We start from the raw sequence: 13,201 nt of genomic DNA, 5'->3' as shown, positions 1-13,201 counted from the left end.
TGCGTCACTTGCTGGCGGAAGCCATCAGCACGCCAAAGCCCAGGAAAGTGACGCCCGACAGCTTGCCGACAAGCCTGGCGCCCTTGTTTGTGGAGAGCCAGCCTCTTGCGGCCTGGGCCATCAGGGCATACCCGCAATGCACCACTACAACCAGTAAACTGTAAGACGACACCAGCAAGAAGAACTGGCTGTAGTAGTCACCCGCCGGCTTGATGAATTGGGGAAATACAGCCAGGAAAAAGAAACCCGCCTTGGGGTTGAGCAACTGGATTGACAACGCTTCGATAAAACGCCGCCAAGGACGTGGCGACGTGGCGTTGAGTTCGGGAATAAAACGCTGGGTACGCCACATCTTGATGCCCAGGTACAACAAGTACAGCGCGCCGATGTATTTGAGCACCGTGAAGGCTGTCGCCGAGGCAGCCAGGATCAACCCCAGGCTACTGGCGCAAATGCCCGCCACGATAAAAGCGCCGGAGGCGATCCCGACGATACCCGGCAGCGAACCGCTCCAGCCATGGCGCAAGGCATTGGAAATCGTCAACACCACGCCCGGACCTGGGCTGAGCACGGTCAGGGTCGCCAGAATCAGAAAAACCCCGTAACTGGCCATTAATCACTCCACGTTGAAAGGCGCATTGAACCGGCCTGCAGATTGGCGTGGCGATGCGACGCTGACAAACGCTTTAATTGCACCGCTGATGTGACTAAATTAGACGCATGATTGCCGACCTCCCCCCGTTGAATGCCGTCCGTGCCTTCGCCGCTGCCGCTCGCCACCAGAGTTTCAGTCGCGCAGCCGAAGAACTGCACGTCAGTCACAGTGCCGTCAGCCGGCACATCAAGCTGCTTGAAGAACGCCTGGGCGTGCTGCTGTTCGAGCGTCGAACCCGGCAGTCTGTGCTCACGCCGGCGGGCCAGAGCTTTTACGAACAGGTCAACGTGGCACTGACACAGATTGCCAACGCCGCCACAACCCTGAGCCGCAGTGCTGCCCTGCGCAAGGTCACCATTAACGTGCGTCCATCCTTTGCGGTGCGCTGGCTGATTCCGCGGTTGCCTGAGTTCATGACGCTCCATCCGGACATCAAGCCCCAAGTGCTCACCCGCACGCAGCCGCCGGATCAATCGGGAGAAACGTTTGATGTGGTCATCCGCCGCGGACATTCCGGCTGGCCGGCCACCGTCCAACCCCAGGTATTGCTGGAGGATGACCTGCTGCTGGTCGCCGCTCCGTCGCTGCTGCAAGGCGTGTCGCTGGACAACGTCCACGATCTGGCCCGGCACACGCTGTTGTCAGGAAGAACCCGCAGCAGCGACTGGCAGACGTGGGCAAAGCACGTCGGCATCAAACGATTTGGCAACCCGCCAACCCTGCAGTTCGATCACATGCATCTGGTGCTGCAAGCCGCCGTCGATGGCCTGGGCGTGGCCTTGTGTCCGGCGTCGCTGCTGGGTAAAGACTTGTTGACCGGGCGCCTGGCCTGTCCACTGCCATCCTTGCGCCTGCCGTTGACCCGCTACTATTACGGCGTCTCCCCGCAGGCCATGGCCGAAACGCAGATTTTCGTCGATTGGATGCTCTCTCATATCCGGCAGGATGCGACGGCTCTGACGCCAGAAACGGATACCTGCCCTTGATGTTGCCGGACCGATTTTCGGCCGAAGGGCTCAGCCCCAAGGAGACCCAGTGATTGATTCAACGGACGAACTGGCGATACGCCAAATCTCAGCGCTCCCCCAGGAAATCCAGGTGCTCGAAGCCCAGGCAATAACAGAAGGCTTCAGGTTTCTTACGCGCTTGGTTGAAGAATGGAAGAACGGTTACAACCGATTCAATCAACCCGGTGAAGGCCTTTTTGGCGCCTTCCGTAATGGGCAACTGATCGGCATCGGCGGTCTTTCTTATGATCCTTACGCCGGAGCGGAAATCGGCCGGCTGCGCAGGGTATACATCATGCCCGCCGCCAGAGGCCAGCACGCAGGGAAGGCACTGGTACAGCACCTTCTGGCCTATGCGGCGCTGAATTTCCAAGTCGTGCGCCTGTCCACGGATACACCGCAGGGTGCCGAATTTTACCTGCGCTGCGGATTCCAGCAGGTCGAGGATGATACGGCGACCCATGTCATGTCATTTGTAGATGCCAGGTAACGCTCACCTTCTGGTGCTGGCGGTAAGGGTGAATGTGAGTACGCGGACTGGGCGGCGTTGACCGGGCACGGACCAAAGGCGATGCAGACTCGACCATCCATAGGCTTGATGCCATATTGATCCGATTCTAATCGGGAGCGTCCGAACCATGTCTGCCATGTCTTCAATCTGGTTGTTTATCATCCCTTTCGCCATCGCCGCTGCGATTCCTGGCCCGGCGCAGGGTGCGCTTATTGGTCAGGTCGTCTCGCGTGGGGGCAGGAGTTGCCTGCCGTTCGTGGCCGGCATGGTGGGCGGCAATGCCTTGTGGCTGTTGTTGGCGACCACTGGCCTGTCGGCGCTGGCGCTGAGATACGAGCACGTTTTTATCGCCGTGAAATGGGCCGGCGTGGCTTATCTGCTATTCATCGCCTGGAAATTGTGGTCGGCGAGTGGCCATGCTATCGAAGCTCCAGCCGAACGCTCAGCCAGTCGCGGGTTACTTGCCGGTGCGCTGCTGACTCTCAGCAATCCGAAGGCGGTTATCTTCTTTGGCGCGGTGCTGCCACATGCTTTCGACCTGGCGTCGCTTACTCTAGGGCAAGCATTGATGATTACCGCCCTGGGCATCGCGATCGACCTGATCATTCAGTTGGGCTATGTGTTCACTGGCATCAGGATCAAGGGCGCCATTCAGTCGCCCAGCGCCATGCGGCGTTTGAATCGAACATCGGCGGGCCTGATCACCGGTTGTGCCAGTTGGATGGCGGTTTCCAGATAACGGCCAGATATGTGTCGCGAGGGAATGTAGAGTGCTTTCTGGGAACGCTGTGTCGGTGACCTGGCCTTCCGAAAATCTCGTAGGAATTTACCTCTGTGGCGAGGGGATTTATCCCCGCAGGGCTGCGAAGCGGCCCCAAACTGGCCACCTCGTTTCGCCAGGTACACCGCAGGCAGCGGTTTTGCGGCTGCTGCGCAGCCGAGCGGGAGCAAGCTCCCTCGCCACAGGGGTCATGTGCGTCCTACAGGGTGGTTGTTGCTGCCGGAATCGCCTCCTATAGTTGGGCTCGGCTGGCTTTGGTCAGTGGTTGGGTTTCGCAGCCCTACGGATACGGTAGCAACCAAGCATCATAAAAGTAACAATGTGCGCCGTTGGCGTTCGACGTCATTTTTATGGTGGCTGTGCGTGGGAGACCTTCTGGTCTGCCGGGTTCCTTCGTATCCTCGGTCTGCGAACCCGCGCGCAGCTACCACCCAACCGTTTCGCAGCGGATCGTAGTAGCTTTTTCTTTGATACGAAGATGAGTAACTAAAGCCATGAGCAAACACGATCAACGCTTCACCCCACTCACCCAAACCGCCACCTCTCACCCCGTCCTGCTGATCGACACCCACGCTCCACTACCCGAACTCCATGCCTGCGCCAGCGAACGCCTGCACGCCACGCTCGACTATCTGACGCTGGTGGCCTGCTCCAGCCTGCGCGATTCAGCGACGAGCGACATCAACACCCTCACCAACGTCGCCCGGATTCTGGTACAGGACGTGGCGGATGTGTTTGGTGTGATCGAACAGCGCGGGCTCGAAGGCTAAACGAACAGTTGTGTTTTCGCAGCTGTCGCTAGAAAAACTCCGAAAAATCTCAGCGCAAGCCTTCTGTGGGAGCAAGGCTTGCCCGCGATGAAGATGACGCGGTCTTCCGGGGGGCCGAGGGGCCTGCATCGCGAGCAAGCTTTGCTCCCACAGAAAGCCGTGCACTCACAGCGGTGCGGCAAGAGGTGATCCGAAAATCTCGTAGGAATTTACCTCTGTGGCGACGGGGCCTTGCTTGCGCAAGGTGTTTCCTGTCTTATCGAAGATCGGCTCGGATTGGGCCGTTCCTACTTCAACAAGGAGTGACTGCATGGAAGTCCACACTCAGCTACAACCCTGCGATTGCGCGAATATGGAAGACATCCGCCGCGAGATCGATGCCCTTGACCAGGCCGTTATCAAACTGCTGGGCCAACGCTTTCAGTACGTACTGGCAGCGTCGAAGTTCAAGACCTCAGCCACGGCGGTGCGTGCGCCGGAGCGCTTCCAGGCCATGCTGGCGACCCGGCGCCAGTGGGCCGAGGCCGAGGGCCTTAGCCCGGATGCGATCGAGAAAATGTACAGTGACCTGGTGAATCACTTCATCGCCCAGGAGATGGAACACTGGACGGCTCTTCGATCCGGGACCTGATGACACGACAAGCGCCCTGCGCTCAGGCCCAGGCAACCGTCAACAGGCCGGCGCCAAGCACGACACATAACGGTGAATAGACCCAGGTGTCGAGCTTGGCGAACGTCGAGCCCTTGACCTCCTTGAAGAAACCCACCAGGTTCGATTCGCCAATGGCGCGGGCGAACATCAGCAAGGCGATCGCGCTGATCAGCCATTGCAACGCCCGATGGGTGACGGGCGGTGCCAGCAAGCCGACCCGCAGGCACACCAGAACTGCAATCAGCAGCAACGCGAGGGCCACCAGCAGCGTCAGCCATCCCGATGGGTTGAACGCCGGACGCAGCGACTCTCCTTGCCTCACCGGAACCTGAGGCACGACCGCCAGGGCCGCCCATCGCCCGCCCAGGGCCCAATACAAATGAATCAAGCTGATGGTCGCAAATACTGCGACCAGCGACCGAGCCACTAAAAGCGTCATTCGCCAGCCTCCTTGAAAGGTTGAACAATCATCCTAGCTCGAATTCGGCATTTCGCCGCACGGGCGCAGACTGCCGGTTTTCGGCGAATGACGCATTGCTCAAGATCAAGAGTTCAACCTGACGCGCTACAGACCGTCGGCGACTTTGTCGGCAACCTCCTTGGGCACCCAGGCCTGCCAGACCTGTGGATGGGCCTTGAGGAACGCCTCGGCGGCTTCACGCGGCGGTGTGTGCTTTTCGCTCATGTCGGCCAGGGCCTTGTTCAACGGCTCGATCGGCAGGTCGACTTTACTGAAGAACTCGGCAATGTCCGGGTGTTGCTTCTGAAACGGCGCGGATACGCCAATCGACAGCTTCGAGGCCAGGGAGCGGGTTGGCTTGGGGTTGGGGTTGTCGGCATCGGTCAGGGTTTTCCAGGCCTCGGCATCGAACGCAGGCTCTTGCAACTGCACCAACTTGAAGCGTCCCAGCAGCGGTGTAGGCGACCAGTAGTAAAACAGGATCGGCTTGCCCCGGCGGATCGACGAGCTGATCTCCGCATCCAGCGCCGCCCCCGAACCACTTCGGAAATTCACATAGCTGTCGGACAACCCATAGGCCTTGAGCTTCTGCTTGTTGACCACTTCGGAGGTCCAGCCGATGGGGCTGTTGAGGAAGCGACCCTTGCTGGGGCTTTCCGGGTCTTTGAAGACATGCTTGTAGCGCGCCAGGTCTTCGACGCTGCGCAAATCCGGCGCCAGAGGCTTGATGCCCCGGGCCGGGTCGCCCTTGATCACATACTCCGGGACCCACCAGCCTTCGGTCGCACCCTTGACGGTATCGCCCAAGGCGATCACCTTGCCTTCGGCCTCGGCCTTGACCCACACCGGGCTGCGACCGGCCCATTCTTCCCCGATCACCTGGATGTCGTTGTTGGCCAGCGCCGTTTCCAGGGTAATGGTGGTGCCCGGCAATGTGTCGGTCGGCAGCCCATAACCCTTTTCGACGATGACCCGCAGGATATCGGTGATCAGACTGCCGCTTTCCCAATTCAGGTCGGCAAAATGGATCGGCGCCTGCGCGGCCGATGCCGGAAGTGACGAAACCAACACCGCACAGGTGGCCCAGGCAGCCAGCCACTGTCTAACTCGTTTCATGCGTTGCACCTCGTACCAGACACAGCGATAGCTCAACGGTCCTGCGTAACCGGACGCAAGCCTCTGATTAGTTCAGTCAACTCACTGTAGCCGAGGTTCCACGCAGACCTTGCGAAAACCGTTAGCAGGGCGCAAAACCCGAACGCTGTGTCAGCCCGCCTATCACATCCATCGGGCAGACGAGGTGCACATCACTCGCTGGCCTTGAAGGTGACGAGTTCACCTTTGCGCCACTTGGCGGCTTTGGCGGTCACGGCCTTGAGGGTCTTGGTCAGGCCCTCGTGCAACTGCTCGTTGGCGGCGAAAACAGTCAGCACGCTGTGCCCTTCCTTGAACAGGATCGCGTGGCCACCGGGGGTGGCCACGAAGGCGTAATCCCCAAGGCCATAGACCGTCAGCTTGATATCGCGAAAGCGGATTTCAAACTTGCCACCTTCACGGCTGGGCAATACCGCTGCACGAAAATGATCACCGACTTTGAGTTCAAGCCTGGGTTTGTCATCGACCACCAGGGCCGATTCAGTATCGATTTCGGCAACATAAATACCTTCGGCGGTTTGCTCGGTGATGTAGACGAAGCGCGACTGGAACTGCTTGACCAGCTTTGCCCGCAGATCACCAAGTACGAATAACGCATGCATGTCGAGATTACTTACTGCCAAGGAAACATCCCCATCTTTGTAAACGGCCCGCCCTCTGAAAAGGACGGACCACGAGAACCCGTGCCGACTGTGTGTGTCGCAGTGGACCTGTAACTGAAAATTCGAAGTGAACGGCGTGCCCTGCCCCGGGGCGAGAGAAGACTAAAGGATTGCCACTCTCGCCGTCTTTCCCGCGGGGTCGTCAGAGGCTGAAGGAAAACGCCACTCTGAGCATCGGAAAAGGTGGGACTACTAACTTTAGGGAAATTTCTCACTTAGAAAAGCATTTTTCTGACATCGAGGGCAAAAAAAATTGCTTTAGATAGGCACAGCCATCCACACGGTGCTGCCGATTCTAGAGCAGCCGCAGGCGTGGAGACTACTCAAAACACTCGGTAATTCGTCGGTAAACCATAGAAAAGGAATTCACATGGCCACTTTCACAACCCTGACCCAACCCCTCACCCCTTGCATCGCTGACAAGCCTGACGGGTTTGACCAAGTCCATTACCTGCCGGTTTCTTTGTTTCAACCGCGTTATCGGGTGGTTCTGGCCGGCAAGTGCTTTTTCCATATTGAAGAAACCTCGACTGGCCGTGTAAGAGGTTTCCGTACCGATCATAACGAGGCCTGTTACCTGGCCAGGCGTCTGGAACGAAGCGTTTGACCTGAGATACCACACGCCCATCACTTAACTCAGCCACGACAGGCAACTGCTGCCATACTGCCTGCCCAGCGAAGACCGTCCCCCATTGACGATCGCGCACCCATACTATGACTTGTGAAGGAAAGGCGCGACGTGACGGAATTTGATATTGGCGAGTTTTTCATCCGGGGTGAGGCCAGAGAGGTCGAAGGCGAATTCCAGGCTGTCATCGTGATGCGCGCCAAGCCCCCCTTGACCACCACCCGTTATCATCAGGTGGAAAAGGATCGCTGGTTCAAAACCCCCGAACTCGCCGCCGAGGCTGCGCGGGCAGCGGCAAAAGCCCTGAAACTCGCGGTGGATGAAGGCGCGTTGAAAGCCTGAACCCGATCGAACTCCTGACGGGCGTTTGCCTCAGATAAAGGGAAGCAACCGAGGCGCCATGACGGCGCCCGCCCAAAGGAGAACCCCATGGAACAGCCCTCGCACGAACTGAGTACCTTGTTCGATCAACTCGGCCTGCCTTCGGATGACAAAGCCATTGATGACTTCATCATGGCCCATCCGCTGGAGCCGGAGATCAAACTGGTGGAGGCCGGCTTCTGGTCGGAGCAACAGAAGGATCTACTGCGCGAATGGCTGCTCGCTGACGGCGAGGAGGCAGTGCTGGTGGATCAATTGAATGTCCGCTTGCACGACGGTAAATAACCCTCAACCCTTTAACCCCTGTGACAAGGGAGCTTGCTTCCGCTCGGCTGCGCAGCAGCCGTGCCCAGGCCCCCCAGCGCTGGCCAGCCTAGCGCGGCTTCTCGGGCTTATAACCCAGCCGCAAACCACCCCAATGACGCCCCTTGAGCATGATCGGCACGGAAAGGTCATGCATCAGCTCACCCGTGTCTCGAGTGTAGGTCTGCAACAGCACAGGCTGCTGGTGGCTACCGCAACGAATCCCGGTGCGGTCGGAGAATTTGCGTTTAGTGCGATTGTTCACCGTGTCCACTTGCGGATCACCGGTCAGGGGTTGGCTGAAGACCTTGTTGTGGGTCGGTACATAACCTTCCTGGGTACAGGCAATGGCAAATACCAGGCCTTCGTGCCGGGCGAGCAAAGGTTCCTGGATAGCTGGCAGGACCTGATCGGTGTAGCGGTCGAAACGGGTCTGGAACTTGGCGGGCTGGGTATTGGGGATGGGCTGGTAGCTGCGGTCGAACAGGTCCTCCAGGCTGACACGGCCCTGGTCAATGTCCGCCTCGAACTGGGCCGCGATCTGGCTCGCCCCTTCGCGCGCCAGGTCGTAGACCCGTTGGTGATAATCGTCCAGGCCAACCTCGGCCAGGCGTTCGCTGATGGTTTCGGCCTGGCCCTCCATTTGCACTGCCGCTTGGGCCAGGCGCTGGGTCTGCTGGTCGCTGATGGACAGGTCACTGCGCATCTGTTCGATGGCGTGAAACAGGCTGTCGAGTTGTTCGCGATTGGTGTCAGTGCCTTGGGCGATGGCACTGACCTGGGTTTCAACGCCGGCCGCCAGCCGGGCTATGTTTTCCAGGTGCTGACCGGTGTGCTCGACCTGCTGCACGCCACTGTCCAGGTCGCTGGCCAGTTGCCGGATCTGCTCCACCACCTGGGCGGTGCGCTGCTGGATATCCGCAACCATGACCCCGACCTCGCCGGTTGCCGCGGCCGTACGCCCGGCCAGTCCACGGACCTCGTCCGCCACCACCGCGAAGCCGCGACCGTGCTCACCGGCCCGTGCAGCTTCGATGGCCGCGTTGAGCGCCAGGAGGTTGGTCTGGCTGGCGATCGACTGAATCACCAGACTGACCCGCTGGATTTCATCGCTGCGCACGCTCAGCGCCTCGATCAACTCGCGGCTGTCGTTCGCGCGCTGGCTGAGCTGATGCATCCGGCTGATGGACTCCACCAGTTCGCTGCGCCCGGCAACGCTACTGCGATGGGCCTCACTGGCGGCACTCAGGGCCTGCTGGCTGAGTTGCGAGGTGGCCTGTTCAGTGGTGATCATCGATTCGGCATTACCGACGATCTGCGCCGCCGCGTCGAGCTGCGACTGGACCTTGCCAGCCAGTTGCTTGACCGAATAGGCGACGCCGGCCGCCGACAACGCGTTATGGCTGGTGGTGTAGGACAGATCACGGGTCAGCTCGGCCAACTTGTCCGCGGCTACCGGCTCAGGCGCGGCGGCCAGGCGCGAGCGCAGGCGCGGCAGCCAGACGATGAGCATCGCCAGGGGCAGGCCCAGATACAACGACCAGCCGCCCAACGTCATGCCGCACAGCAGCAATGTCAGCGCCAGACTCTGCAAGGTCGGCGTCAACCAGCGCGCCATGCTGTTGGTTACAGGCACCTGCACCTGCGCCGCATTCGCCACGGAACCGTCTGTCGCCATGTTGATCACCCACATTTCTCGTTGTTATGCCTGCATTAAACGCCACTACGGAGCCATTATCCATGGTCCATTAGTCGCGTTCTTGCGGGGGGTCAACGGAAGTAGACGAACAGGCGCAGACAAAAGCAAAAGATCGCAGCTTCCCGAAGAAAGCTGCGATCTTTTCTGAAACGCGGATCAGGCCTGACGCTGGTGCTTGTCGATCTGCTCGTGACGTTCCTGCGCTTCGATGCAGTACTTGGTGGTCGGGCTGATCAGCAGGCGCTTGAGGCCGATCGGCTCGCCGCTGTCATCACACCAGCCGAAGCTGTCGTCGTTGATACGGTCCAGGGCCTGCTCCAGTTGAGGCAGCATGCGCTGATCGCGATCGATGGCGTTGACCAGCCAGGTCCGCTCTTCTTCTACGGAAGCAGCGTCCGCCGGGTCGGCCGGGGTATCCAGGCTCTCAATGGCGATTCGGTTCTGTTCGATGCGCTCGTGGGTTTCCACTTTCATGTTCTGCAACAGCTTGGTGAAGAAAGCCAGCTGCTCGGCATTCATGTAGTCATCCGCCGGCATGGCCAGCAACTTTTCCTTTGTCATTGATTTCTCTATAAAAAAACGTGCATTAAGGCGAATTATGAAGCGTCCCGCAGCGCGCTGCCACGCTCATCGGGAAGGCGCCGTCTATTCCAAGCGCCACCCGGCACTCAATTTACGAGGGGCGGCAGTCTAAGGCCGAGTCGAAGCCTCAGCAACTGAAAACATAGGGAAAATGTCCGACAACCCTTCTAAATGTTCTCTGACAAGCTTTTGGCAGTCATCGGAGTGCGTTTATAACAAGAAATTCGATTCAATAGCTGTATCAAGAAGACAAATGGCAACGCCACGCGGGTCAGGCGTGGCGCTTTGTCGCAGCGTAAGGACCTTCAGCGTTTGAGTTTGCGCTTGTTGCGGTACTGGTCGATGACCACCGCCACCACAATGATCAAGCCCTTGATGATGTCCTGAATGTAGGCATCCACGCCGACGAACGTGAAGCCACTGGCCATGACCCCGAGGATCAGCGCGCCGATCACCGTTCCGGTGATGCGCCCCACCCCACCGGCCAGGCTGGTGCCGCCGATCACGGCCGCAGCAATCGCGTCCAGCTCATAGGACATGCCCATGCCGGCCTGCCCGGTGGCGGCCCGCGCCGAGGCCACCACCCCGGCCAGCCCCGCCAGCAGCCCGGCGATGCTGTAGACGATCACCAGATGGCGTTTGACGTTGATGCCCGAGGTGCGTGCCGCCTGCATGTTGCCGCCGATGGCGTAGGTGTACTTGCCGTACTTGGTGTAGCGCAGGGCAATATGGAAGATCACCGCCACCACCAGGAAAATGATCACCGGCATGGCGCCATGGCCGATGGCGGTATAGGAATCGGACAACATGCTCACCGGCTGGCCTTCGGTGTAGTAACGCGCCAGACCGCGGGCCGAGACCATCATGCCGAGGGTGGCAATAAAGGGCGGGATACCCGTGATGGCGATGATGCTGCCGTTGATCGCTCCGGCCAACAGCCCAACGCCCAACCCCGCCACCACCGGTATCCACACCGGTAAGTCAGTCAGGGAGGGAAACACCGCCCGGGTGAAATCCGAGGTTTGGGCCAGGCTGGCAGCGATCATGGCTGACAACGCCAGCACCGAGCCGGACGACAGGTCGATACCGGTGGTGATGATCACCTGGGTCACACCGATGGCCAGCAGACCGATGATCGACACTTGCAGGATCATCAGCACCAGGCGCTGGGAGTTCATCAGGAAACTCTGGTCGCGCATGATCCAGCCAAACACTTCGAACACCAGGCCGATGCCGATCAGCACCAGGAAGATACTCAGTTCCGTCGGCAGCCGCCGACGCGTCCTGGCCGGTGCGGCCGCGGGTTTGTTTTCCAGTATCGCGTTCATAGCATTCACCTTTTTCTCTGTGGCGAGCTTGCGCCCTCTATTATCAGGACAGGCCAGAAGCCAACTGCATTACCCGCTCCTGGGTCGCCTCGCTACGGTCCAGCGTGCCCATCAGGTCACCTTCATGCATCACCATCACCCGGTCGCTCATGCCCAGTACTTCCGGCAGTTCCGAAGAAATCATGATCACCGCCATGCCTTCGCTGGCGAGGTAGGAAATGAGCCGGTAGATCTCGGCCTTGGCGCCAACGTCGATGCCACGGGTCGGCTCGTCGAGGATCAGGATGCGTGGGTTGGTCATCAGCCAGCGGGCCAGCAGGGCCTTCTGTTGGTTGCCGCCGGACAAGGTGTCGATGCACTGTTCCAGGGACGGAGTCTTGACCCGCAACTTCTTGCACATGTCTTCGCACAACGCGCGCAAGGCTTTCTGCTGGATGAAGCCGTTGCCGACGTAATGGGGCAACACGGCCATTTCCATGTTTTCCAGCACCGACAGGCACGGGAACAGGCCACTGAGCTTGCGATCCTCGGTCAACAGCGCGAACCCCTTCTCGATGGCCATGTGCGGGTCGCTGATGCGCACCGGTTGCCCGTCGAGCAGGATCTCGCCGCCCGTGCTGGGCGTCACGCCGAAGATCGCCTCGGCCACGTTGGTCCGGCCCGAGCCCATCAGCCCGGCAATGCCCAGGATTTCTCCGGCATGCAAGTCGAAGGACACATTCTTGAAAATGCCCTCCAGGCTCAAATCACGCACCGACAGCACCAGATCGCCGATGGGCTTGTCCCGTTCCGGGAACAACTGGCTCAGTTCGCGCCCGACCATCATTGATATCAGGCTGTCGCCGTCCATGCTGTCGGCCCGTTGCAGGCCGATGTAGGCGCCGTCACGAAACACCGCCACTTCATCGGCGATGGCGAACACTTCGTTCATTTTATGGGTGATGTAGATGATGCCCTTACCCTGAGACTTGAGGTCGGCGATGATCGAAAACAGATGGGCGACCTCCGTCTCGGTGATGGCCGAGGTCGGCTCATCCATGATCAGAATGTCAGAGTCGTAGGACACCGCCTTGGCGATCTCGACCATCTGCCGCTCGGCAATGCTCAGGTTGCCCACCTGCTCTTCAGGATCGAGGTTGATACGCAGGCGCTCCAGCAACTTGGCGGTGCAGCGGTGCATTTCCCCGTGATCGACCATATGCAAGCCGTTGAGCTGCTCGCGGCCGATCCAGATGTTTTCAGCGATGCTCATGTGGGGCATCAGGTTCAGTTCCTGGTGGATCATCGCGATGCCGGCCTGCAGGGCTGCCAGAGGTGTGTCGAACTTCACCGGCTTGCCCCGCAGGCGCAGTTCACCGGCGTCCGGCTGGTAGATGCCGGCCACGATTTTCATCAGGGTGGATTTGCCCGCACCGTTCTCGCCCATCAAAGCCAGCACGGAACCGGGGCGCACCCGCAATTGCACATCCGACAGGGCCACCACGCCGGGAAAGCCTTTGCTGACGTTGACGACTTCCAGCAGATACGGTTCATCAGGCATTACGTCCGGCCGGAAAGTCATCGCCGGGGCGCTCGAAGCAGTCGCTGAAGCGAACATGATCAGGTACTCCCTCGGCAAGGTCAGTGG

16 protein-coding genes are annotated in these 13,201 nt (G+C 59.7%); 8 read left to right on the top strand and 8 right to left on the bottom strand.

Annotated elements, in window-relative coordinates:
* Positions 1-4: 4 nt before the first annotated feature.
* Positions 5-613 (bottom strand): LysE family translocator, encoded by a 609-nt coding sequence (locus QOM08_RS11270; protein WP_047228914.1) that lies wholly within the window; start codon positions 611-613, stop codon positions 5-7.
* Positions 614-720: 107 nt separating this feature from the next.
* On the opposite strand from QOM08_RS11270, the gene gcvA reads away from it, so the two are divergent.
* From gcvA to QOM08_RS11245, 5 genes are all read left to right on the top strand, one after another.
* Positions 721-1,641 carry a transcriptional regulator GcvA gene (gene gcvA / locus QOM08_RS11265; protein ID WP_316912961.1) on the top strand — a complete coding sequence of 307 codons (921 nt, stop codon included), beginning with the start codon at positions 721-723 and terminating at the stop codon, positions 1,639-1,641.
* Positions 1,642-1,690: 49 nt separating this feature from the next.
* A complete protein-coding gene (locus QOM08_RS11260) occupies positions 1,691-2,152 on the top strand; it encodes a GNAT family N-acetyltransferase (RefSeq protein WP_047228912.1) in 462 nt (153 codons plus the stop codon).
* 148 nt (positions 2,153-2,300) lie between these two features.
* Positions 2,301-2,912 (top strand): LysE family translocator, encoded by a 612-nt coding sequence (locus QOM08_RS11255; RefSeq protein WP_047228911.1) that lies wholly within the window; start codon positions 2,301-2,303, stop codon positions 2,910-2,912.
* A 536-nt stretch (positions 2,913-3,448) separates the two neighbouring features.
* Positions 3,449-3,724 (top strand): fructose-bisphosphate aldolase, encoded by a 276-nt coding sequence (locus QOM08_RS11250; protein ID WP_139050511.1) that lies wholly within the window; start codon positions 3,449-3,451, stop codon positions 3,722-3,724.
* Between the two features lie 310 nt (positions 3,725-4,034).
* A complete protein-coding gene (locus QOM08_RS11245) occupies positions 4,035-4,355 on the top strand; it encodes an isochorismate lyase (protein ID WP_139050512.1) in 321 nt (106 codons plus the stop codon).
* Positions 4,356-4,377: 22 nt separating this feature from the next.
* On the opposite strand, the gene QOM08_RS11240 is transcribed toward QOM08_RS11245, so the two are convergent.
* The 3 genes from QOM08_RS11240 to QOM08_RS11230 all read right to left on the bottom strand — a co-directional run bounded on the left by QOM08_RS11240 (position 4,378) and on the right by QOM08_RS11230 (position 6,593).
* On the bottom strand, positions 4,378-4,815 hold the full coding sequence (locus tag QOM08_RS11240) for a DUF3995 domain-containing protein (RefSeq protein WP_047230212.1): 438 nt from the start codon (positions 4,813-4,815) through the stop codon (positions 4,378-4,380).
* Between the two features lie 126 nt (positions 4,816-4,941).
* On the bottom strand, positions 4,942-5,952 hold the full coding sequence (locus tag QOM08_RS11235) for an ABC transporter substrate-binding protein (protein WP_139050513.1): 1,011 nt from the start codon (positions 5,950-5,952) through the stop codon (positions 4,942-4,944).
* Between the two features lie 191 nt (positions 5,953-6,143).
* The gene (locus QOM08_RS11230; RefSeq protein WP_047230210.1) at positions 6,144-6,593 is read right to left on the bottom strand and encodes a hypothetical protein; all 450 of its coding nucleotides are present in this window, start codon (positions 6,591-6,593) and stop codon (positions 6,144-6,146) included.
* A gap of 430 nt (positions 6,594-7,023) precedes the next feature.
* On the opposite strand from QOM08_RS11230, the gene QOM08_RS11225 reads away from it, so the two are divergent.
* The 3 genes from QOM08_RS11225 to QOM08_RS11215 all read left to right on the top strand — a co-directional run bounded on the left by QOM08_RS11225 (position 7,024) and on the right by QOM08_RS11215 (position 7,947).
* Positions 7,024-7,260: a hypothetical protein gene (locus QOM08_RS11225; protein WP_139050514.1), complete on the top strand. Its 237-nt coding sequence runs from the start codon at positions 7,024-7,026 to the stop codon at positions 7,258-7,260.
* 132 nt (positions 7,261-7,392) lie between these two features.
* A complete protein-coding gene (locus QOM08_RS11220) occupies positions 7,393-7,623 on the top strand; it encodes a hypothetical protein (protein WP_047230209.1) in 231 nt (76 codons plus the stop codon).
* A gap of 87 nt (positions 7,624-7,710) precedes the next feature.
* Entirely contained in the window at positions 7,711-7,947 is a 237-nt protein-coding gene (locus tag QOM08_RS11215) for a DUF2789 family protein (protein WP_139050515.1), read from the top strand.
* Between the two features lie 88 nt (positions 7,948-8,035).
* Here the strand turns inward: QOM08_RS11215 and QOM08_RS11210 are convergent, their stop codons facing one another.
* The 4 genes from QOM08_RS11210 to QOM08_RS11195 form a co-directional block, all read right to left on the bottom strand.
* Positions 8,036-9,259 (bottom strand): methyl-accepting chemotaxis protein, encoded by a 1,224-nt coding sequence (locus QOM08_RS11210; RefSeq protein WP_370695191.1) that lies wholly within the window; start codon positions 9,257-9,259, stop codon positions 8,036-8,038.
* A gap of 561 nt (positions 9,260-9,820) precedes the next feature.
* Complete coding sequence (locus QOM08_RS11205) at positions 9,821-10,225, bottom strand: TraR/DksA family transcriptional regulator (protein ID WP_003202859.1); 405 nt, start codon at positions 10,223-10,225, stop codon at positions 9,821-9,823.
* 326 nt (positions 10,226-10,551) lie between these two features.
* Positions 10,552-11,574 (bottom strand): ABC transporter permease, encoded by a 1,023-nt coding sequence (locus QOM08_RS11200; protein ID WP_047230207.1) that lies wholly within the window; start codon positions 11,572-11,574, stop codon positions 10,552-10,554.
* A gap of 43 nt (positions 11,575-11,617) precedes the next feature.
* Positions 11,618-13,171, bottom strand: a complete 1,554-nt coding sequence (locus QOM08_RS11195) for a sugar ABC transporter ATP-binding protein (RefSeq protein ID WP_047230206.1) — start codon at positions 13,169-13,171, stop codon at positions 11,618-11,620.
* Between the last annotated feature and the right edge of the window lie 30 nt (positions 13,172-13,201).

The sequence above is a fragment of the Pseudomonas sp. P105 genome (assembly GCF_032614175.1).
In the GTDB taxonomy this organism is placed as follows: Bacteria; Pseudomonadota; Gammaproteobacteria; order Pseudomonadales; family Pseudomonadaceae; genus Aquipseudomonas; species Aquipseudomonas rhizophila.
Note: the sequence above shows the minus strand (reverse complement) of the source record. Positions and strands in the feature narration are given on the sequence as shown.

Coding starts and splice junctions, on each gene's coding strand:
- QOM08_RS11270 (WP_047228914.1), bottom strand. CDS start 613: ATGGCCAGTTACGGGGTTTTTCTGATTCTGGCGACCCTGACCGTGCTC.
- gcvA (WP_316912961.1), top strand. CDS start 721: ATGATTGCCGACCTCCCCCCGTTGAATGCCGTCCGTGCCTTCGCCGCT.
- QOM08_RS11255 (WP_047228911.1), top strand. CDS start 2,301: ATGTCTGCCATGTCTTCAATCTGGTTGTTTATCATCCCTTTCGCCATC.
- QOM08_RS11250 (WP_139050511.1), top strand. CDS start 3,449: ATGAGCAAACACGATCAACGCTTCACCCCACTCACCCAAACCGCCACC.
- QOM08_RS11245 (WP_139050512.1), top strand. CDS start 4,035: ATGGAAGTCCACACTCAGCTACAACCCTGCGATTGCGCGAATATGGAA.
- QOM08_RS11240 (WP_047230212.1), bottom strand. CDS start 4,815: ATGACGCTTTTAGTGGCTCGGTCGCTGGTCGCAGTATTTGCGACCATC.
- QOM08_RS11235 (WP_139050513.1), bottom strand. CDS start 5,952: ATGAAACGAGTTAGACAGTGGCTGGCTGCCTGGGCCACCTGTGCGGTG.
- QOM08_RS11230 (WP_047230210.1), bottom strand. CDS start 6,593: ATGCATGCGTTATTCGTACTTGGTGATCTGCGGGCAAAGCTGGTCAAG.
- QOM08_RS11225 (WP_139050514.1), top strand. CDS start 7,024: ATGGCCACTTTCACAACCCTGACCCAACCCCTCACCCCTTGCATCGCT.
- QOM08_RS11215 (WP_139050515.1), top strand. CDS start 7,711: ATGGAACAGCCCTCGCACGAACTGAGTACCTTGTTCGATCAACTCGGC.
- QOM08_RS11210 (WP_370695191.1), bottom strand. CDS start 9,259: ATGATCACCACTGAACAGGCCACCTCGCAACTCAGCCAGCAGGCCCTG.
- QOM08_RS11205 (WP_003202859.1), bottom strand. CDS start 10,225: ATGACAAAGGAAAAGTTGCTGGCCATGCCGGCGGATGACTACATGAAT.
- QOM08_RS11200 (WP_047230207.1), bottom strand. CDS start 11,574: ATGAACGCGATACTGGAAAACAAACCCGCGGCCGCACCGGCCAGGACG.
- QOM08_RS11195 (WP_047230206.1), bottom strand. CDS start 13,171: ATGTTCGCTTCAGCGACTGCTTCGAGCGCCCCGGCGATGACTTTCCGG.